This window comes from Rhizobium sp. MHM7A (assembly GCF_005862215.1).
GTDB classification, from domain to species: domain Bacteria; phylum Pseudomonadota; class Alphaproteobacteria; order Rhizobiales; family Rhizobiaceae; genus Rhizobium; species Rhizobium bangladeshense.
The window spans coordinates 62196-82850 of the sequence record NZ_VCHT01000019.1; the positions used below are offsets into that span (position 1 = coordinate 62196).

General features: G+C 61.6%; 21 protein-coding genes. 6 read left to right on the top strand and 15 right to left on the bottom strand.

Translation table 11 applies throughout. The features are described from left to right. Positions 1-30: 30 nt before the first annotated feature. Both FFR93_RS42005 and FFR93_RS35685 read right to left on the bottom strand, forming a co-directional pair. Complete coding sequence (locus FFR93_RS42005; protein WP_064709583.1) at positions 31-1569, bottom strand: amino acid ABC transporter permease/ATP-binding protein; 1539 nt, start codon at positions 1567-1569, stop codon at positions 31-33. Positions 1570-1645: 76 nt separating this feature from the next. Then, complete coding sequence (locus FFR93_RS35685; protein WP_138396644.1) at positions 1646-2473, bottom strand: ABC transporter substrate-binding protein; 828 nt, start codon at positions 2471-2473, stop codon at positions 1646-1648. A gap of 180 nt (positions 2474-2653) precedes the next feature. On the opposite strand from FFR93_RS35685, the gene FFR93_RS35690 reads away from it, so the two are divergent. Next, positions 2654-3724, top strand: coding sequence for a LacI family DNA-binding transcriptional regulator (locus FFR93_RS35690; protein WP_138396645.1), 1071 nt, complete (start codon positions 2654-2656; stop codon positions 3722-3724). 26 nt (positions 3725-3750) lie between these two features. Here FFR93_RS35690 and FFR93_RS35695 read toward each other — a convergent pair whose 3' ends face one another. From FFR93_RS35695 to FFR93_RS35710, 4 genes are all read right to left on the bottom strand, one after another. Beyond that, positions 3751-4014: a hypothetical protein gene (locus FFR93_RS35695; protein ID WP_064709725.1), complete on the bottom strand. Its 264-nt coding sequence runs from the start codon at positions 4012-4014 to the stop codon at positions 3751-3753. Between the two features lie 99 nt (positions 4015-4113). After that, on the bottom strand, positions 4114-4344 hold the full coding sequence (locus tag FFR93_RS35700) for a hypothetical protein (protein WP_138396646.1): 231 nt from the start codon (positions 4342-4344) through the stop codon (positions 4114-4116). A gap of 351 nt (positions 4345-4695) precedes the next feature. Beyond that, entirely contained in the window at positions 4696-5112 is a 417-nt protein-coding gene (locus FFR93_RS35705; protein WP_138396647.1) for a hypothetical protein, read from the bottom strand. A gap of 15 nt (positions 5113-5127) precedes the next feature. Further along, positions 5128-5418 carry a hypothetical protein gene (locus tag FFR93_RS35710; RefSeq protein WP_138396648.1) on the bottom strand — a complete coding sequence of 97 codons (291 nt, stop codon included), beginning with the start codon at positions 5416-5418 and terminating at the stop codon, positions 5128-5130. Between the two features lie 276 nt (positions 5419-5694). On the opposite strand from FFR93_RS35710, the gene FFR93_RS35715 reads away from it, so the two are divergent. The 5 genes from FFR93_RS35715 (at position 5695) to FFR93_RS35735 (ending at position 7352) form a co-directional block, all read left to right on the top strand. Continuing rightward, the gene (locus FFR93_RS35715) at positions 5695-5955 is read left to right on the top strand and encodes a DUF982 domain-containing protein (protein WP_064709588.1); all 261 of its coding nucleotides are present in this window, start codon (positions 5695-5697) and stop codon (positions 5953-5955) included. Between the two features lie 206 nt (positions 5956-6161). Beyond that, on the top strand, positions 6162-6350 hold the full coding sequence (locus tag FFR93_RS35720; protein ID WP_138396649.1) for a hypothetical protein: 189 nt from the start codon (positions 6162-6164) through the stop codon (positions 6348-6350). A gap of 137 nt (positions 6351-6487) precedes the next feature. Continuing rightward, positions 6488-6850, top strand: a complete 363-nt coding sequence (locus tag FFR93_RS35725; RefSeq protein ID WP_138396650.1) for a hypothetical protein — start codon at positions 6488-6490, stop codon at positions 6848-6850. Positions 6851-6897: 47 nt separating this feature from the next. After that, a complete protein-coding gene (locus FFR93_RS35730; protein WP_138396651.1) occupies positions 6898-7122 on the top strand; it encodes a hypothetical protein in 225 nt (74 codons plus the stop codon). Continuing rightward, on the top strand, positions 7119-7352 hold the full coding sequence (locus FFR93_RS35735; RefSeq protein WP_064709591.1) for a hypothetical protein: 234 nt from the start codon (positions 7119-7121) through the stop codon (positions 7350-7352). The genes FFR93_RS35730 and FFR93_RS35735 overlap by 4 nt, the downstream gene beginning before the upstream one ends. Before the next feature lie 68 nt (positions 7353-7420). Here the strand turns inward: FFR93_RS35735 and FFR93_RS41120 are convergent, their stop codons facing one another. The 9 genes from FFR93_RS41120 to FFR93_RS35775 form a co-directional block, all read right to left on the bottom strand. Continuing rightward, positions 7421-7582 (bottom strand): hypothetical protein, encoded by a 162-nt coding sequence (locus FFR93_RS41120; protein WP_167358977.1) that lies wholly within the window; start codon positions 7580-7582, stop codon positions 7421-7423. 85 nt (positions 7583-7667) lie between these two features. Further along, positions 7668-7856, bottom strand: coding sequence for a hypothetical protein (locus tag FFR93_RS35740; protein ID WP_064709592.1), 189 nt, complete (start codon positions 7854-7856; stop codon positions 7668-7670). Positions 7857-7865: 9 nt separating this feature from the next. After that, a complete protein-coding gene (locus FFR93_RS35745; RefSeq protein WP_138396652.1) occupies positions 7866-8051 on the bottom strand; it encodes a hypothetical protein in 186 nt (61 codons plus the stop codon). A gap of 10 nt (positions 8052-8061) precedes the next feature. Then, on the bottom strand, positions 8062-8277 hold the full coding sequence (locus FFR93_RS35750; protein ID WP_138396653.1) for a hypothetical protein: 216 nt from the start codon (positions 8275-8277) through the stop codon (positions 8062-8064). A 104-nt stretch (positions 8278-8381) separates the two neighbouring features. Then, positions 8382-8582: a hypothetical protein gene (locus FFR93_RS35755; protein WP_064709595.1), complete on the bottom strand. Its 201-nt coding sequence runs from the start codon at positions 8580-8582 to the stop codon at positions 8382-8384. An 11-nt stretch (positions 8583-8593) separates the two neighbouring features. Continuing rightward, on the bottom strand, positions 8594-10510 hold the full coding sequence (gene malQ, locus FFR93_RS35760) for a 4-alpha-glucanotransferase (RefSeq protein ID WP_138396654.1): 1917 nt from the start codon (positions 10508-10510) through the stop codon (positions 8594-8596). Positions 10511-10523: 13 nt separating this feature from the next. Beyond that, positions 10524-12299, bottom strand: coding sequence for a malto-oligosyltrehalose trehalohydrolase (gene treZ / locus FFR93_RS35765; protein WP_138396655.1), 1776 nt, complete (start codon positions 12297-12299; stop codon positions 10524-10526). Between the two features lie 357 nt (positions 12300-12656). After that, positions 12657-14330: a response regulator gene (locus FFR93_RS35770; RefSeq protein ID WP_064709597.1), complete on the bottom strand. Its 1674-nt coding sequence runs from the start codon at positions 14328-14330 to the stop codon at positions 12657-12659. Positions 14331-14340: 10 nt separating this feature from the next. Continuing rightward, entirely contained in the window at positions 14341-20640 is a 6300-nt protein-coding gene (locus tag FFR93_RS35775; protein WP_138396656.1) for a HAMP domain-containing protein, read from the bottom strand. Positions 20641-20655 lie beyond the last annotated feature (15 nt).

Sequence of the window (20655 nt, forward strand, 5' to 3'; positions counted from 1 at the left end):
AGCGAATTTGCGCGCGTTACGGCTGGCGCCTCAGAGAACTTCCGCAAGGAAGCGCTTCAGCCGTTCGCTTTGCGGACTGTCGAAAATCTGCTGCGGTGAGCCCGCCTCGACGATACGGCCCTCATCCATGAAGACCACCTGGTCGGCGACACGGCGAGCAAAGCCCATTTCGTGCGTCACGACCGCCATCGTCATGCCCTGCCGGCCGAGGGTCGCCATCAGGTCGAGCACACCCTTGACCAGTTCGGGGTCAAGCGCGCTCGTCACTTCGTCGAACAGGATGACCTCCGGATCCATGGCCAGCGCCCGCGCGATAGCGACGCGCTGCTGCTGCCCGCCGGAAAGGCCTGCCGGCCGGTGATCCCCGCGCGCTGCCAGGCCGACATCGGCCAGGCGAGCCTCGGCGACGCGCCGCGCCTTCTGCCTCGGCATCTTCTTGATCTTCGTCAGCGCAAGCATGACGTTTTCGAGGGCGGTGTGGTCGGGGAACAGGTTGAAGTGCTGGAACACCATGCCAACGCGACGACGAAGCTTTTCCGGCTTCATGACCAGGATGCTCTCGCCGTCGAGCCGTATGTCGCCGCCCTTCGGTTCGACGAGCCTGTTCATGCAACGCAGCAGCGTTGACTTTCCTGAGCCGGATGGGCCGATGATGCACGTGACGGTCCCGGCGGCGATATCGAGATCGACGCCCTTGAGAACATCGAGCTCGCCATAGGCCATGCGCACATCCCGGATTTGCAAGGCTCCGCCCTTGAAATGCCGGCTATCTCCGCTGGCGGCGCCGACTGTGGAATGGGGGCTGGCGGCGGCTGCAAGTTCGCTCACTTCGGCTAATCCGCTCGCAGGACCGGAACCGCGGCCCTGTTTTCCCAACCGCAGCCTAGCGTCGATATAATTGACGAAGTGGGTCAGCGGCACGGTAATCACGAGGTAGAAAATCCCCGCCAACAGCAGCGGCGACAGATTTCCGGTCATGACCGCCTGGTCCTGCCCGACGCGGAAAATCTCCCGCTCGGAGGCGAGCAAGCCAAGGAAATAAACGAGGCTGGAATCCTTGACGTTACCGATGAACTGGTTGACCAGCGCCGGCAGCACCCGTCTGACACCCTGCGGGATGACGATCAGGCGCATGCCTTGCCCGTAGCTCATGCTGAGCGCCCGGCAGGCCTCCATCTGGCCGCGCTCGACGCTTTGGATGCCCGAGCGGAAGATTTCACCGATATAGGCGCCGGCGATCAGGCTGAGCGCCAATATGCCGAGCGGGAATGGCGACGGGCCGAAGATCTCCCGTCCGATCCGGGCAAAGCCCTGGCCGATGATCAGGATCGTGACGATCGCCGGCAACCCGCGAAAAATATCGGTATAGATGCGCGCCGGCAGCCTTAGCCAGCGAGACTGAGAGATGCCCATGACGGCAAGAACCATGCCGATGACGACGCCGAGCACGGTCGAGGCGGCGGCCAGGATCAAAGTATTTTTCAGGCCGACGCTGATCATGCTCGGCAGCACGTCCGCCATCGCCTCCCAATCGAGGAAGCTGCGGCGCAAATTGTCAATCCAGTTCATCGTGATCCCCGTTAGGCCCTAGCCGGGCATGCAGCCGCCGAGGTAGCCGTCCGCCGTGAGCGGACGGCAAGCGGACTCACTTCTTGGGAAGATACTGGTCCGGCATCGGCGAGCCGGGGAACCACTTTTCGTACAGCGTCTTCCAGGTGCCGTCCTGCATCGCATCATGAAGGGCGCGGTTCAGCGCCGTGCGGAAAGCAACGTTTCCTTTCCTGATTACGAAGCCGGCCGGCGCATCGAAGGATGGAATGTTGACGGCCACCTTCAGAGCGGGATAACGCTCGCCGTATTGCTTGGCCGCCTCATAGTCGAGAAAATGCGCATCGATCGTGCCGTTGTTGAGCGCGGCGACGGCGGAATTGTTGTCAGGAAATTTCACCAGATCCGTCTCACCGAAATTCTTGGCGGCATAGACTTCCTGTAAGGTTCCTTGGACCACGCCAAGCCGCTTGTCCTTCAGCCCGGCCGCGTCCTTGATTGCAGCGTCCGACGTCAGCACCGAGAGATAACCAGCGAGATAGCCGTCGGAGAAGTCGACGGTTTTCTTGCGGGCTTCGGTGGTTCCGATCGCGGCGACGGCAACGTCGAACCGCTCGTTTGCAACCGATGGCAGGAGCGCCGAAAATTCCTGGCCGGTGAACGTCACCTTGTCTTTCGAAAAGCCGAGCCGGGACACGACGTTGAGAAACAGTTCGATGTCGAAACCGGTGAACTGGCCATCCGCTGTCGCAAATGTATAGGGCTTTGCATCGCCCATGGTGCCGACGCTGATGACCTCGGGCTCGATCAGATTGTAGGGATTGTCGGCCGCTGTTGCCAAACCGACTCCCGTCGCCAGAAAGCAGGCCACAAGGCCGGCTTGCAGCGGCGCAATGAGTGCCGGAAATGATCCAAAAAGCTTCATGTTCGTTCTCCGCTCCGGAAAGGAATGCTCTTGTCGGCATTATCTGATCACCCGCTTGCCGCCCTTCTGCGGCAAAACGGTTTGCAAAGATACCGGTCTCCGATAAAAAGAGACCGGTCTCACAGCAGATTTGATAACTGTCAATTGACCGGCCGTCAACAACTCTTGTAGTGCTGCCGCATGGAAGATTCCGTTGCTCCGAAACGTTCAGTCACGGTCGCCGACGTCGCGAAGGCGGCAAAGGTGTCGAAAGCGACGGCCGCCCGCGTACTTGGCGGCTACGGCGTCGTCAGCGGCAAGATCAGGGATCAAGTGATGGCGGCGGCGGCCGCGCTCGAATACCGGCCGAACGAGCTTGCGCGCAGCATGAGCACCGGTCGGTCCGGCATCATCGGGGTCGTGGTCGGCGACATCGAAAACGCCTTCTTCAGCTTAGCGGTGCGCGGCATCAGCGATGCGGCTCGGCTCGCCGGCTTCAACGTGATCATTTCCAACTCGGGCGAGAAGCTCGAAGCGGAGAAGTCGGCCGTCGATCTCCTGATCGGCAAGCGTGTCGATGGCCTGATCGTGACACCCGCCCGCTGCGACAGCCTCGACCATCTCCGGGATGTCCGTCGCGCCGGCATGCCGCTGGTCCTCTTCGACCGGAGCATCCCGGAGCTCGACGTTGACGCAGTGACCGGCGACGATCGCGAGGCGGCAATCGCCGCCGCCCGGTTTATGCTCGAGGCAGGACATCGCCGTCTCGCTTACGTGTCGGCCATGGACGCCGAGGACGGCGGAACCACCGATATCGCACGGATATCGAATTCTGCCGTGCGTGAACGCGTGGAGGGCTTCGTGAGCGTTCTGACGGAGGCAGGCTTGCCCAACCCGCCTCACTATGTGCGGCTCGGTGCGACGGATCAACCGCAGACGGACGCCGTGATCAAACATCTGCTCTCGGATCTATCGCCGCCAACGGCGATCCTTGCATCGGACAGCCTGGTGGGGCTGCGGGTCTTCAAGTCGCTGCGATCACTCGGCCACTTCATCCCCGATGATGTTTCGATGATTTCCTTCCTGGATGCCGATTGGACAAGCGTCACCGTTCCGCCGATTACCGTCGTCGACCAGCGCGTCTACGAGATGGGCAAGCTCGCCGGCGAGCGGCTCATCGCCCGCATCGAACAAATCCCCCTTGCCGTGGAACGGCTGCGGGTCAGCACGCGCCTCGTCATCCGCAGCTCGGTCGCGACGGTCGGCCGGTAAGCTCGGCTGTCGGCGGGAGGCGACGTCTAATCGAAAAGCTCGCCGTGGCCAATCTGCTCCCGCTTGCCTGGCACGTCGCTAATGGCTGGGTCGTCGGCAGGATCGGGATCTTTTCTGTTGGCTTCGGTCAAGAACCGCGCCGCCTCCAGGAAGGCGACGGAGATTTCCTCCGTTCCCCATCCGGCTTCATTGGCGGCTGCAATCAGCCTCTCCAAAGCGTCGCGCGCAGCGGCGCTCGCTTCTTCGAAACGCTGAGCGGGAGCTTCGGTTTTTGGCGGTGGAAAGGTCATCGGCGTTCCCTCCATGGTCTGGCTATCAGGATGAACGCAGCTCTTCCGAAATGGATGCACCACCAAGACGATTTAGCGGCGGAAGCGTCGATCTTTTGATCAGATGACCGTCTGCAACAGAAACGGGGAACGCTCCAACGGACGCTGGGCGAGGATCCTGAGCATCGCCGAACCTTGTATGCCGGTCGTCGTGCGCAAGCGCCCGTCATGATAGACGACCGTCATGACCTGGTTGAGAATATCATAGCGTATCTCAGCGATCGTCCGGGTGTGAACCGGAAATACGAACTCGTCGGGCCGAGATGGTTGCCCGGATGTTTTCAAAGTCATCGCAATGCCCTAACGATAACAGCGCCCTGTCCCTCGTTTCCCCTGTTCCAGCGCACCCGGCCTGGAAATCAAAAGCGCTGACGGTACAATCAAGCATATATTGCTTCCATGGTCGCGTGACATCGGCGTGACACGGACTCATGTGTGAGGAAATCGCCTGGCGCGCAGCCACTTAGGAAATAGCCAAAGCCTGCAAAAGTCACGTGGTCAGTGCAATGTCGTCTGTAATGCGTGGACCCGAGCGGCCTGCGGCCAGTGTACAAGCACAATATCGAGAGCGCTTCGCATAAGGATGTCGAGCATGCCCTTCTTGCTTGATAAAGCGTCGGGCAGAATCGGGATCCTGCAATCCTAAAATCTTGTCAGGCCCGCGCGCAGCCTTTCGTAGAAATCCCCGAGATCTCGCATGGCCGATGGTCGGCGACGGCGCGACGGGGAGAGCTGATGTGAGGCAACCACGAACAAACCTGCGGCAACAGCCATAAAAACAAACGTTGAGAGCGGATGATGTTTCACCAGAGCCCCGGTCTGGCGGATCGCCTTTCCGGCGCCGCCCTTAGCCGATTGCCCGGCATTCATGACCTGCTGCTGAAGCGTATCAATCCGCTTCCGCAAAGCGCTCAATTCTGTGCGCAGATCGTGCTCGGCCTGGCGGGGGACCCCGACAGAGGCGGTGTTGACATCGATGATGGCTTTCGGAACCGGCTCGCCGATCTTGGCTCCCTCCGTGTCCAGCGTCATTGTCTCGGTGCTCTTGCGGCGCGGCATGATCATGTCTCCTTCCTAGTCGTCGTCGAGCGAAAAAGCCGGTCGGTAGTGGCGATCGGCGATCAACAAACTACGGTCGGGCCGGATGATGTAGATTTCCTCGACTTGCCGCCCCCATTGATCCGTAAATGTGTGCGGGAAGGACGAACCCACCGGCGATCTCGCCAACTTTGTGCGCGGTTGTCCCTGGTAGGTGATACTGCCCGGAATGGGCGCCAGTCCTGCCGGTGAGTAACTTCCTGCGCTGGTTGTGCAGCCTGTCAGCGCGAAGGCCAGAACCAGCCGCAATCCCATGCTCCGCCTCATCGAATCCTCCGGCTGCTTCGGCTTCTGCCCTGTTGGACAAGTAACAAAGCGCGTCGGACATTGTTCCAGAGCCCGGTGCCGCCAAGCAGGAGAACAGGAACAACCGCGCCATGGCGTAGTTCGGCCGGCAAAGGAGATGCTATATGAACCACGAAGCACCGAACCGACCGCGGCTCCTCCCATGGACCTGCCATACGTTTGACCGCGCGGCCCCATACCGGACTTTCAGAGACAGAGGCAGCGCCCGCCGTCCAAACAACCACCCTGGATCATATCATGGCTGATATTATCGAGGTCGATTTCCAGCTGGTGTGGCAATACCCGGTTTTCATCCGTATCGGAGAGAGTGAGCAGCAGCGCATTGAGGGCCCGGACGCGGCGCTTGACGCCCTGAACCATCGCTGGTCCAAGGTTCGGGGTGGCGGTTATTTCGAAGCGAAGCGGCGCTGCGTCGATGCGCTTCGCCGACGCGGAAGTGCGGAACTGGCACGCCAACGCTTCATCCAGGCTGCTATTGCCGCCGGTGTCCTGGCCTGAGGTAGGAGAGGCTAGCACGCCGCTCAAACAGCCGGTCCGTGCGCTAACGCACCAAGGAAACAAGCGGCTTGGTATCAAACAGCGCACCCCTTATCTTGTTTATGTGAAGAGCGATGAAATTAAGCACCAATCGTGGCGGGGCGTTCATGGCGATATTCTACAGACCGATATTACCGCAGGATTTTAGATGCCTGTCGAAGGCTGTCATGAGCTGGTATCACCATTTCGGTGTCGCGGTCAGCGAACACGACAGTCAGATCCTCTGCAGCGCCGCCATCCAGCTCTTCAATAACGGCAAGACAGATGTCGATGACCTCGCCGCAGGATTAATCGAGATGTTTCCCGCCCCGGATCTGCTCAAGATCAACGCTCCATCCTCCCAGTCGATCCACTAACGTCTGTTCGTCCTTTTGTTTCGCCAAGACCAGAATTCCCGCAGACAGCATGCGATCCTGCTATGGCGAACTGTGAAACCCAATCTGGGAACAGGCTCCGCTTTACTGCGTTTCCCACGCTCGAAAGGAGCTGTACTATGGCCAAAACAAGGATCCCGAAGAAGATTGCGGGCTACAAGGTGCCGAAGGGCATCCGAAAGAATTCGATATTGAAAACGTTGTTGGCGAGCCCCACCGGCCGGGATATCCTGGGGAAAGCTCTGATTGCCGGCGCCGGCGCTGCTGCGGCCGTGCTCGTAGAGGACCGCGAAGACATCGCCGACGCTGCAAAAACGGGAACCCGCAAAGGGGCCAGGACCCTTGGACTCGTCGGCGAAGCCTTTCATAGCGCAACCGATGCGGCCGTCGATGTCGTGCGTGAGGCTGCCAGTTCGGCGCTTCCGAAGAAGATCCGCAAACAGGCCGAAGAAAACCCTCGGAAGGGCGTCGCCGTGCATTAGATGCGACGTCGCCCCGAAAGCGTTCAAAGCGAAAGCTGGAATCTCTCTTGCGCAAACGCGCAGATAAAGGCGTACTGTCTCAGGCCAAGGCGGCAGCGACCGCCAAGGCGCTGAGCAAGCTTGTGCGCAAGCACCCTCTTATCGCCGCGGAGGTTGCCCTGGCGGGGACGGCCAGAGGTATTGCGGTCGCGGCCGAGGAAGTAAAGCAGCGCATTCTACCTCACCATGATGTCGAGGAAATCGGAGACGACGGTTCGGGGGAAATCAGATGAAAGAACAGGATCTGAAGGAGCTTGGCGAGACCATCTTAAAGGAAACGCGGGCTGATATCACACCGAAGCAGTTGATCAAGGCCGTAATGAAATCGAATCCGCAGGCCACCAGGAAAGAGATCGTTCGTGCGGCCTTCTATGCTGTTATTGCCCATGCCGGCAACGAACCTGAAAAGGCTGGCATCCTTCAGGACTTCGCGATCACTCAGCGTGCCAACGAGGACGAGTGACGCTGTGGCGACCGAAGATATCGGTATCCCAAGTGTGAATGTGATCCTGGCTCGCCGCTGACCCGCAGCTAAAGCTCGTCGCTGCGACGCCTTACGGCGTGTTTGACAGCCAGCAAATGTCGGCGCCGCTCGATCATGTAGTCAGCATAACCGACGCAGATATAAAGCAATGTCGGGCCGGCATAGATGACGAAGAGAGCCAATGCTACAAGGATGAATGCGGTCGTCATAGTCTGTTTTCCATCGTGTTGATCATGTGAAGCGACGGGACCTCGCGCCTTTTGGCTGATCGGGTTCCGCCGCCAGGTCTGTCCCTCACTTCTCTCTCGCGTCGTGGGTGTGGTGGCGATCATGCTCGCCGCCGCCGCCGGAAACCTTGCTCCGCATGCGTCTATCCGGCTCGGCTGCCGGCTTTGGTATTTCGAGCGGCGCCTTGGCGTTTTCGTGGGATGCGCCGGGGCCGCCCTGGCGTATAGTTGAGGGGCTTTTCTTCGAGGTAGACATCGATGCCTCCTACCTGTCTTGCTGGTATCCCTGATGGGTGGTGTTGACTTTGGTGTTTCCTTGTTGACCCTTCTTTTCTGGATTTTCGCTGCCGCCTGCCATAGCGGCATCCTCTGGGCTGGTCCGCGTCGACTTGCCAGCGGCTCCCTTGTTGCTGACGTTATCAGCGGGAATGGGCGGTAACCTGCTGCTCATCGCCTTGTCCTCACTCAGGATTTCGATTGGAGCTGTGATCGGAATATTGTTCGGTCTGGACCGTTTTGCCGTCGAGGCCGCGCTCCTTGGAATGCTGTGTCTTGTCGCGGTTCGAAAGGACCATATTTTCGGGAAGCTGTTCTTCGTCGAGATTGGTCATCGCGCCGCTGCCGTCGCCCTTTCCCTTCGAGCCGGCGCCAATATGTTTCCGGTCGGCATGTGCCATGATTTTCTCCTTCGGTTTTATCGAGTCAAACACTCCAGGCCCGCGGAGGTTCCGGTCTTGAACTCAAATCCCCTGGCGGCGTAGAGCTGGTAAGCCAAGCCATCCTAGGACTTGTCCAGGTGCCGATGCAGTTGGTCCTTAGGAATGAAATTGTCGGTGCTGCCCGGCTCATGATCAGGATGTGATACCTTCACATCCAGATCGTCAGGAAGCGACAATGCCTGCTTGGCGTTCATGATGCCCAGCGGCACCCGCCCCTCCTCGGTCTCTACGGCGACTTCGACAAGTTGTTTTGTGGCTTTCATCTCGGCGATCCTTATCCTTGTCTATTCGAAATCCGCCTGCCCGCTGATCGTTCCCTCACCGCGCTGATACGTGGCCTTTCTTCCCGCATGGTCGCCGCAATACGATTCAGCAGGGGGACCGACGCGAGGCCCTCAAGCGAAACGGACAGCTTCGGCTTCCAGTTCGGATAACTATCGCTCGTGCCCGGTATATTGGTGGGCTTTTTCTCGTCGGTCAGGTCCGCAAGCCGAACCGCGACGAGAAGCGACGGGGTTCGGGCGATGAAGCGATAGGCGCTGACGGTCAATTCTTTCAGAGTTTCCCCGCTTGCCCTTGCGCTGAGGCGGGACGGCACGTCGATCCCGGCAGCGCGGAGCGCCGTCGTCAGATTTCGACGCTCGCGCCGGCGGTGCCGGAGATGTTTTGCCGTGAGATCGGGCGGCACGATGCCGTGGTTGCGGCGATCCTGAATGTCGGCGCTGCGCCACCAGCCTGCAAGCGTCTGATGGTCGTGCGTCGAAATGCAGGTTAGGCCGAAAACGGGATAGGCATCCGGCGGCTTGAAGCCTTTTCCGTCCTGTTCATAGGAGAGAATGCGGTACGAAAGGATTCGCGCCGCCGCCAGCTCGTCAGGCAAATCCAGTGGGATCATTCCCAGCGCTTCGCCGATGACGAGGCATCGATGCTCGGCGGAAGTCTCGGCAAGGATCTGCAGAAGCCGGTGCTGGGGATAGCGGACATAAGCGCCCCCATCCGGCCTGCTGCCGAGCGGCACCAGGAAGAGGCGCCGGAGCGCCGGAGCGTGATCGATACGGACAGCCCCGGCATATTGCATGGCCGCGCTGACCATGCGCCGGTAAGGCGAGCTGTCTCCTGCCGCGATGGTGGACGGCAGAAATCCGGCAAGATGCCAGTCCTGCCCCTCTACCGCGAACGGATCGGGAGGGCTGCCGATGGTCGCCTTCGAGATATAGACATCCGGCTCGCTCCATGTCGCCGATCCGTCTACCGCCTCGCCGACGGCAAGATCGAGATAAAGCCCGATCCGCAGGCCGGCTGCGCGCGCCCGGTCCGCTGCCTGCAGCAGCTGCCGGTGAGCAAGCCACTGCAGCCACATATGGAAGCGGACCTCGTCAGCATGCCCATGCTCGAATTCGGCGACGGCGGCGCTGTCGAAGCGCCGGAAACCTACCGGCCACGCCTGCCAGCCGGCACCTGCCCCGCGCTCCACCATGGAGAACGAGAGACATTCGAAGAGCGCATGTCGCCGCAAGCTATCGCCTCCACGTGCGATGAAGGCTTCGAAATCAACGGGATCATAGGTTTCATCGGCGCCTGCCTGTGGCCAAGTGCGCCAGAGATCGCGCATAGTTCCAATCTTGGCCTTGGCAACCCCGGTATAGTCGACGAGATCGCTCCGGCGAAGTCCCTCCAATTGTCGATCGAGTTCGGCACTACCGGCAAAACCCGGCAATCGGTCGACCGCGATATAGAGCGGGTTGAGATGCTGACGGCTCGAGGGTTCATAGGGGCTGCAGCGATCCGGATCGGCAAGAAATGGTGCGTGAAGCGGATTGAGGCCGATGAAATCGGCGCCGAGCTTCCCCGCCAGGTCGGCCATATCAGACAGATCCTCGAAATCTCCGATGCCCCAGTTGCGCGCCGAACGGAGTTCGTAAAGCTGCAGGCTGATACCCCAGACCCGCGTATTGAGCAGGAAATCCGGCAGAAATGATTTGGGAATCGCCTTATGCGCCGGCCCCGACTGCTGCTCCCGTCGCGTTGGATAAGTCTCGCCTTGGGTGGTTCCCGATAGCTCGACTTCCAAAGCCGAGAGTATCTTGCGTTTGGTGTCGGCGGAAATCGCCACCTCCCGATCGTCCGGACTGGGCCGGGTCGGGCTGATCCCGTATCGCCGGGCGAGCTTGTCGAGCTCAGCGGATTTCATCGTCCGATCGCCTTCATGCCAGGCCCTCACTTTTCGAGATTCTCCAGATCACCGTCCAGGGCACCAATTGTCCTCTATCGCTGCCGAGGTGGAAGATCGTTTCGCCCTCTTGGCGCCGCCGGAGAAGCGGCGCCGCCTCGCTGCCGAGATTGGCATCCAGATGAAGGCGCCGGTTACCGGCGAGGTTCCAATCCACCGCGAGCGTTGCACCCGCCGAATGATAGGCCGCGTTTCCGCCCCCGGCGCCTTTCAGCAGGGGTACGATCCGTTTATGCCGGAGCTTGAGAAGCGTCCTATAGAACTCAAGCATTTCCGCTGAGGGTTTGGACCAGTCGAGCTTGGCAGCCGCAAAGGTCGACTGTGCTGGCGGGTCGAGAAACTCGTCGGCGTCGAAGCCTGGCAGGCGTGAAAGCTCTTCGCGCCTGCCCTTCCTGACCTTCTCGTTCAAATCCTCGTCAAAATCACAGAAAAACGGAAAAGGCTCTCTCGCACCCCATTCCTCGCCCATGAACAGCATCGGTATCTGCGGCGCCAGCAAGTAGATCGATGTGACGGCCTTGACGGCCTCGGCCGGGCTCGAAGCCATAATCCGGTCCCCCAGTGCCCGGTTGCCGATCTGGTCATGGTTCTGGATAAAGGACACAAAAGCGGTGGTCGGCAGGTGGCCGCTCGGCCTGCCGCGGCTTCCACCTCGATACGGCATGTGCTCGCCTTGGAACACGAAGCCTTCGGCTAGCGCCCGACCGAGCTTGCCGCTGTCACCGACATAGTCGGCATAGTAGCCGAAGGTTTCACCCGTTGCAGCAACATGCAGCACATGGTGGACGTCATCGTTCCATTGAGCCGTGAACAGCCTGGCCTCGCCGCCCGCGTCACGCGTCAGGAGCTCACTGTCATTCTCCTCGTTTTCCACGATCAGATGAACATGCCGGTCACCGGCCGCCGCCCTGACGCGGCGTGCAAGCGCGTGAAGAAGATGCTCAGAGCTGTCGTCCTTGATGGCGTGGACGGCGTCGAAGCGAAACCCGTCGAGCCTGAACTCGCTGATCCAATAGATGGCGTTCTCGATGATGAATTCGCGGATCATCTCGGAGCCGTCGCCGTCATAATTGATACCGTGGCCCCACGGCGTCTTGTGATGATCGGTAAAGAGCGGGGCGTAGGAGGGGATATAGTTCCCGTCAGGCCCAAAGTGATTGTAAACCGCGTCGAGGAATACCGAGATGCCACGCTCGTGCGCCGCATCCACCAGCGCCATGAGATCTTCCGGCCGGCCGTAACTGCTATCGGGCGCGTAAGGAAGAACGCCGTCATAACCCCAGTTGTAGCGCCCCGGGAAGTCGCTGAGCGGCATGATCTGCAGCGCCGTCACGCCCAGTTCCCCCAGATGGTCGAGACGCTCGATCGCGGCCTTGAAGGTCCCCTGCGGTGTGAAGCAGCCCACATGCAGTTCGTAGATGACCATCTCCTCCCAGGGCCGGCCGGCCCATTGGCGCGTGTTCCAGCGATAGGCAGCAAGATCGACCACTTCGCTCGGACCATGCACATCCCGCGGCTGGAAGCGCGAGGCAGGATCGGGAATTTCGAGACCGTTCGGCAGAATGAAGCGATAGTGGGCGCCGGGACCGGCGTCCGCGGCCGTGCACCGATGCCAGCCATCTTCGGCCGCTTGCATCGGGCGCGGATCAGAGCCTTCGATTTTCAGTGACACGCTTTCAAGCAGAGGAGCCCAAAGGCGAAACTGAACGCCGTCTTTGGTGAATGCGGGGCCGAACATCGTTTTGGTCAAGGGAAAGCCTTCGGTGAAGTGAGATGGGTTTGAGTAACTTTTGTCGGGGCAAAAAGTTTCGGCCGGGCAAATGGGCGCGCAGCGAGATCTCATCAGCGGGCGGCGCAAATCCGGATCGGCCGCGGCGTAGGTCTCGTTGATGCTGAAAGTTTAACGCCGACAAAGAGCAACCTTTCGTATTCCGCTTGGAACACGGTTTTGCTTCAACCATCCGACGAATGGGTATGACGCTGGGCGCTGGAATCACCCGCAGCGGAACGGCTCCTATGTCCTGATCATCTCCTGGAAGCGGGCGATGACACATGGAACTGATCACCTCCAACCACGCCAGCTCCCGCCAGCCGCGGGGCTTGATCATCACGCCGCTGCGACCTTGTCCCTCAATGCTTCGTCCATGGCCGCCTGGAGCTGCTCCTGCGTGAATGGCTTCGTCATCCTGAGCATCCGGCCGAGCCCCTGATCCTCGGTAAGCTCGACATAGCCGGAGGCGAGGATCACCGGCAGGTCGGGAAAGGCGGTTCGAAGGTGACGCGCGAGCTCGGCGCCCGTCATGCCCGGCATGGCATGATCGGTGATGACGAGGTCACACTCCTGTCCGCCGGCGAGGAATTCCAGAGCCTGGGAAGCGGAAGCCGCCTCCCGCGGCAGGTGTCCGAGATCCTCCAACATTGCCACAGTTCCGGTCCTGACGAGCGCATCGTCATCGACGACGAGGATGGCGAGCGATCGCGAGACCGGCTTCAAAGGTTCTACGGCCGCAGGCACGGCCGCTGGCTGCGCCCTGGCAATGCTCTCCGCGACCGGCAGCCACAGGGAGACGGTCGTGCCCTTCCCTCTTGCACTCGAGATCTGGATGGAACCTCCCGATTGCGCGGCGAGGCCATGCACCATCGACAGGCCGAGACCCGTGCCCTTGCCGATCCCCTTGGTGGTGAAGAATGGCTCGGCCGCGCGCAGGACCGTCGCCTCGTCCATTCCCTCCCCATCGTCCGAGACCGATATCCTGATGTAATTTCCGCCTGCAAGACCAGCCGGCCGGGCCTCCTCGGCCGCCGCAGCCACCGTCACCGCACCGCCACTTTCGAGCGCATCCCGCGCATTGACGAAAAGGTTCAGTAGCGCCAGCTCCAGTTGGTTGCTGTCCACCAGCAACGGCTCCAGATCAGCCGGGATGTTCTTTCGGATCTCGATGCGCGGTCCGACCGCCTTGGCGAGCAGATCCTCGACATTTTCGAACAGCCGGAGGAAGTCGACCGCCTGCGGCTTCAGCTCCTGTCGGCGAGCGAAGGCAAGCAGGCGCTGGGTAAGCGCCGTACCGCGTTCGGCCGCCTGGATAGCGTTCGTCACGAGGCGTTCGCTGCGCTCATCCGCAGGAAGCCGCTTTTTTAGCAGACTGAGGCTGCCGAGCACTGCCATGAGAAGATTGTTGAAGTCATGCGCCACGCCGCCTGTAAGGTGGCCGATCGTATCGAGCTTCTGTGCCTCGAAGAGCTGTGCCAGCGCCTCTTCGCGCTCGCGTGTTCTTTGGTCGATGCGGTGCTCGAGCTCCTCGTTCAGTTGACGCAACTGCGCTGCCGAGGCTTCGAGCTCGGCGGTGCGCTGATGCACCCTGGCCTCCAGCTCGGCATTCAGGCGCTCCAGCTCCCGCGTCTTCCTGTAGAGATCGGCAAAGACCCTGACTTTGGCTCTCAGCACCTCGGGCACGATAGGGACTGAGACGTAGTCGACGGCACCGACCGCATAGCCGCGCAACCGGTCCGGTTCGCCGAGCATCACGGCGGAGACGAAGATGATCGGCGTGTTCTGATAGCGCGGATGCTGGCGGATCATGCCAACCAGCTCGAATCCGTCCTGCTCGGGCATGCAGACGTCCACGAGGATCACGGCGATTTCGGTGCGCAACAGGTGCTCGAAGGCTTCGCGCGCCGATTGCGCCTTGATCAGATTTTCGTCGAGCTCTTCGAGAATGACCTCGTAGCTTAGCAGTTTGGCGGGTTGGTCGTCGACGAGGAGGATGTTGACGGGGTTCATGGCCGTTTCCTCAGCGGTGCAGCCACATGCGCAGAGCCGACAGGAGCTGCTCGGTGTTGACGGGCTTCGCCAGATAATCCGACGCGCCGGCTTCCAGGCATTTCTCCCGGTCTCCCTTCATCGCCTTGGCCGTCAGCGCCAGGATCGGCAGCCGCCGGAATCGGGGCTCCGATCGGATCACCTGCATCGTCTCATAGCCGTCCATCCCGGGCATCATGATATCCATCAGCACGATGGCGACGGAGGGCTCGTTGTTGATGACGTCGATCGCCTCGGTACCCGTCGTCGCGGTCAGCACCTTCATGCCGCGACGTTCGAGCACGCTGCTCAGCGCGAAGATGTTGCGGGCATCGTCATCGACGAGCAGCACGGTCTCGCCGACGAGATCCTCGTCCGAGCTGTGCAGCTCCTGCAGCGTCGCCTGCTTTGCAGCCGGCAGGTCGGCAACGACCCGGTGCAGGAACAGCGCCGTTTCATCGAGCAGCCGCTCGGGCGACTCCACACCCTTCACCACGACGCTGCGGGCCATGCTGTGCAGCGTCGCATCCTCTTCGGGCGAAAGCTCCCGCCCGGTGAACACGACCACCGGAACCTCGGCGATCCCATCGTCGTCGCGTATTTGCTCCAGCACTTCGAAGCCCGACATATCGGGGAGCGTGAGGTCGAGCACGACACAGTCGGCGGCGCCTTGCCGGAGAACGGCGAGCGCCTCCGACCCGGAGCCGACGCTCGTTATGTCGATGTCGTCGTGCCCGAGAAGGGCGGTGACGCTCAGGCGTTCGGCCTCGTTGTCCTCCACGAGCAGAAGCTGTTTACGGCGCGGCTCGGCATAGGCCTTGAGCCGCGACAGCGCCTTGCCGAGGCCTTCCGGCGTCGTCGGCTTGCTCATGAAGGCAAAGGCGCCGCGGGTCAGCCCATGCTGGCGGTCCTCGTCGAGGCTGATGATCTGCACCGGAATATGCCGCGTCTCTGGATTCTGCTTGAGCTGGCTCAGCACCGTCCAGCCGAGCATGTCGGGCAGGAAGATATCGAGCGAGATCGCTGAAGGCTTGTATTCCTGCGCAAGCGCGAGCGCATCGCCGCCACGCATGGCGACCAGCACCTTGAAGCCGTTGTCGCGGGCGAGATCCACGAGGACTCGGGCGTAATGCGCATCGTCTTCGACGATGAGCAGCACGGAGTCGCCGGCCTCGATCCGGTGACGGTCGTCCGCGACGTGTTCGACCGGTTTCTCAGCCCGGCGGGCAGCCGCCTCGGCAAATTCCACGACGTTCGCCGCTGCCGGAGCTGGCTTCGGCGCCACCGCGCCGGCGCCGACATAGGTGAGTGGCAAGTAGAGCACGAAGGTGCTGCCGACGCCGGGCGTGCTGCGCAGCTGGATCTCGCCGCCCAGCAGGTTCGCCAGTTCGCGGCTGATCGCCAGCCCCAGGCCGGTGCCGCCATACTTGCGGCTGGTCGAGGCATCCGCCTGTTGGAACGCCTCGAAGATGATGCGCTGCTTCTCAGGCGGTATGCCGATGCCGGTATCGACCACTTCGAAGGCCATGACGGAAGGCGCGTGCCGAAGCGAGGGATGATCCGGCGACCAACCGCTCCTCACCGACGTGACGCGCAGCGTGACGCCGCCCTGCGCCGTGAACTTGAACGCGTTCGAGAGCAGGTTCTTGAGGATCTGCTGCAGACGCTTCGAGTCCGTGATGATGCTCTTCGTCACCTCGGCGCCGATCTCGACCGCGAAGGACAGGTTGCGGTTTTCTGCCTCGTGCCGGAACGGCCGCGCCGTCACTTCGAGGAGGTTGCTGACGAAGATCTCCTCGGCATCGACCGAGACCGTGCCGGACTCGATCTTCGACAGATCGAGAATATCGCTGATGAGGTTGAGCAGATCGGTGCCGGCCCCATGGATCGTCTTTGCGAACTCGACCTGCTTGGCCGACAGGTTGCCGTCAGGGTTTTCGCCGAGCTGCTGGCCGAGGATCAGGATCGAATTCAGCGGCGTGCGCAACTCGTGCGACATGTTGGCGAGGAATTCGGACTTGTATTTCGAAGTCAGCGCCAGTTCAGTCGCCTTTTCCTCCAGCGCGCGCCGCGCCTGCTCGATCTCCTGGTTCTTCGCCTCCACTTCGACGTTGCGTTCCTCGAGCTGCTGCGCCTTCTGGCCGAGCTGTTCGTTGGTCTGCTGCAGCTCGCGCTGCTGAGTCTGCAGCTCGGCGGCGAGCTGCTGGGACTGTTTGAGCAGGCCTTCGGTCTGCATCGTCGCTTCGATCGAATTGAGCACGATGCCGATTGACGTCGTCAGTTGATCGAGGAAGGAAAGCTGCAGCTCGGTAAATTCGCCGGCGGAGGCAAGCTCGATCACCGCCTTCACCTGCCCCTCGAAATGCACAGGCAGGACGATCGCGCTTCGCGGCAGCGTCGTGAACACGCCGGAGCTGATCGGAACGACATTGTCGGGAAGATCGGTGACGAGGATGCGGCGGGCATCGCTGGCACATTGGCCGACGAGGCCCTGGCCGAAATCGAGCCGCAGCGGATGCGCCGCCTCGACGCCCTGCGCATAGACCGACAGCAGCGACAGGAACGGCTGCTCCTCATCTGCATCCACCTGGTAGATGACGCCCTGATGCGCGCCGACCAGCGGTGCCAGCTCCGACAGCAGCATCTTGCCGACCAGCGTCAGGTCGCGCTGGCCCTGCAGCATGTTGGTGAAGCGCGCCAAGTTGGTCTTCAGCCAGTCCTGCTCGGTGTTGCGCTCCGTCGTCAGGCGCAGGTTGTCGATCATCGTGTTGATGTTGTCCTTGAGCTCGGCCACTTCGCCGCGCGCATCGACCTTGATCGAGCGCGTCAGGTCGCCCTTGGTGACGGCGGTGGCGACCTCGGCGATGGCGCGAACCTGCGTCGTCAGGTTGGCGGCAAGCAGATTGACGTTGCCGGTCAGGTCCTTCCAGGTGCCGGCCGTGCCGGGAACGTTCGCCTGGCCGCCGAGACGGCCTTCGACGCCGACCTCACGCGCCACCGTGGTCACCTGATCGGCAAAGGTCGCAAGGGTGTTGGTCATGTTGTTGATGGTTTCGGCAAGTGCTGCCACCTCGCCCTTGGAGGCAACGGTGAGGTTCTGCTTGAGGTCGCCGTTCGCGACCGCCGTCACCACCTTGACGATGCCGCGCACCTGTTCGGTCAGGTTGGCGGCCATGACGTTGACGGTGTCGGTCAGATCCTTCCAGGTGCCGGCGACGCCGGGCACCTGCGCCTGGCCGCCAAGCTTGCCTTCAGTGCCGACTTCGCGGGCCACGCGGGTCACTTCACCGGCGAAGGCATTGAGCTGATCCACCATCGTGTTGATGGTGTTCTTGAGTTCGAGAATTTCTCCCTTCACGTCGACGGTGATCTTGCGCGAGAGGTCCCCGCGCGCCACGGCCGTCGTGACTTCGGCGATGTTGCGTACCTGGGTCGTAAGATTGGCGGCGAGCAGATTGACGTTGTCGGTCAGATCCTTCCAGGTGCCGGCGACACCGGGAACGACGGCCTGACCGCCGAGCCGGCCATCGGTGCCCACTTCGCGGGCAACACGCGTCACTTCGCCGGCAAAGGAGCGAAGCTGATCGACCATGGTGTTCAAAGTGTCCTTCAGCAGCAGGATTTCGCCGCGCACGTCGACGGTAATCTTGCGCGACAGGTCGCCATTGGCGATCGCGGTCGCCACCTCGGCGATATTGCGCACCTGCGCCGTCAGATTGCCGGCCATCGAGTTGACGCTGTCGGTGAGATCCTTCCAGGTGCCGGCGACGCCCGAGACCTGCGCCTGGCCGCCGAGCTTGCCTTCCGTGCCGACCTCGCGGGCGACGCGCGTGACCTCGCCGGCAAAGGCGTTGAGCTGGTCCACCATGGTGTTGATGGTGTTTTTCAGTTCGAGGATTTCTCCCTTCACGTCGACGGTAATCTTGCGCGACAGGTCGCCGCGCGCCACCGCGGTTGTGACTTCGGCAATGTTTCTCACCTGTCCGGTGAGGTTCGAGGCCATGGAGTTGACGTTTTCGGTGAGATCCTTCCAGGTGCCCGCGACCCCCGGCACCTGCGCCTGGCCGCCGAGCTTGCCTTCGGTGCCGACTTCGCGCGCCACGCGTGTGACTTCCGAGGCGAAGCGGTTCAGCTGGTCCACCATCGTGTTCAGCGTTTCCTTGAGCTCAAGGATTTCACCCGAAACCGACACCGTGATTTTCTTCGACAGATCACCATTGGCAATCGCGGTCGAGACCTCGGCGATATTGCGCACCTGCGCCGTCAGGTTACCGGCCATAGAGTTGACACTGTCGGTCAAGTCCTTCCAGGTGCCGGCTACGCCGAGCACGTTCGCCTGGCCGCCGAGGCGCCCCTCCGTGCCGACCTCGCGCGCCACGCGGGTGACTTCGCCGGCAAAGCCGTTCAGCTGATCGACCATCGTGTTGATGGTTTCCTTGAGTTCCAGAATTTCCCCCGACACGGGAACGGTGATCTTCTTGGAAAGGTCGCCCTGGGCAACCGCGGTCGCGACTTCGGCGATGTTACGCACCTGGCCGGTCAGGTTCGAGGCCATGGAGTTGACGCTGTCGGTCAGGTCCTTCCATGTGCCGGCAACGCCGCGCACATTCGCCTGGCCGCCGAGGCGGCCTTCCGTGCCCACTTCGCGGGCCACACGCGTCACTTCGGAGGCGAAAGCGTTCAGCTGGTCCACCATCGTATTGATGGTTTCCTTGAGTTCGAGAATTTCGCCTTTCACGTCGACGGTAATCTTTTTCGACAGATCGCCGTTAGCGATCGCGGTCGAGACCTCGGCGATATTGCGCACCTGCGCCGTCAAGTTACCCGCCATCGAGTTGACGTTTTCGGTAAGGTCCTTCCAGGTGCCGGCGACACCGCGAACATTGGCCTGGCCGCCGAGCCGCCCTTCAGTACCCACTTCGCGGGCCACACGCGTCACTTCGGACGCGAAGGCGTTCAGCTGGTCGACCATCGTGTTGATGGTTTCCTTGAGCTCGAGGATTTCGCCCGACACCGTCACGGTGATCTTCTTCGACAGGTCGCCATTGGCAATCGCGGTCGAGACCTCGGCGATGTTGCGCACCTGCGCCGTCAGGTTCGACGCCATGGAATTGACGTTGTCGGTCAGGTCCTTCCAGGTGCCGGCAACGCCCGGGACCTGCGCCTGGCCGCCGAGGCGGCCTTCGGTGCCGACTTCGCGGGCCACGCGCGTCACCTCGCCGGCAAAGCCGTTCAACTGATCGACCATCGTGTTGATGGTTTCCTTGAGCTCGAGGATTTCGCCTGAGACATCGACAGTGATCTTGCGTGACAGGTCGCCGCGCGCCACCGCCGTCGTCACCTGGGCGATGTTGCGCACCTGTGCCGTCAAGTTGCCGCACATGGCGTTGACGCTGTCGGTCAGGTCCTTCCAGGTGCCGGCGACACCAGGCACCAGCGCCTGACCGCCCAGCTTGCCCTCGGTGCCGACCTCGCGGGCAACGCGCGTCACCTCCGAGGCGAAGGAGCGCAACTGATCAACCATGGTGTTGATGGCTTCCTTCAGCTGCAGGATTTCGCCGCGCACGTCGACCGTGATCTTCTTGGAAAGGTCGCCATTCGCAACGGCGATCGTCACTTCCGCAATATTGCGCACCTGCGCCGTCAGGTTCGACGCCATCGAGTTCACGCTCTCGGTCAGATCCTTCCAGACGCCGGTGACCTCAGGCACCTGCGCCTGTCCGCCGAGCTTCCCGTCGGTGCCGACTTCACGGGCGACGCGCGTCACTTCAGAAGTGAAGACGCTCAGTTGCTTGATCATCGTGTTGACGATATCGGCCGAGCGCAGGAACTCGCCTTTCAGGGCCCGCCCGTCGACATCGAGCGGCACGGTCTGCAACAGATCGCCCTTGGCGACCGCGGTGATCGTGCGGGTGACCGCCGTCGTCGGCCACAGCAGATCGTCGATCAGACCGTTGATCGATCCTTCCATCTCCGACCAGGATCCATCCGACAGGCCGAAGCGCACCCTGGTGCTCGTCCGCCCGTCCCGGCCGACGACTTGGCCGACATGCTCGAGCTGCTGGGCCATGCGCTGGTTGGCCGCGATGATGTCGTTAAGAGCATCGGCGACCTTGCCGGCAACGCCGGTCAAGTCGGAGCGCATCCGCACGGAAAAATCGCCGCGCCTCACCGCAACCAGGACCTCGAGCAGCGCGCTGGCGTCTTCGACCGCCATGCTCTTATGGTCACGTCCGTTGAGGCTGTCTGGCGAAATACCATCGGCCAAATAATCACTGTGCTGCTTGCTCACGGAATCCCCCTTCTT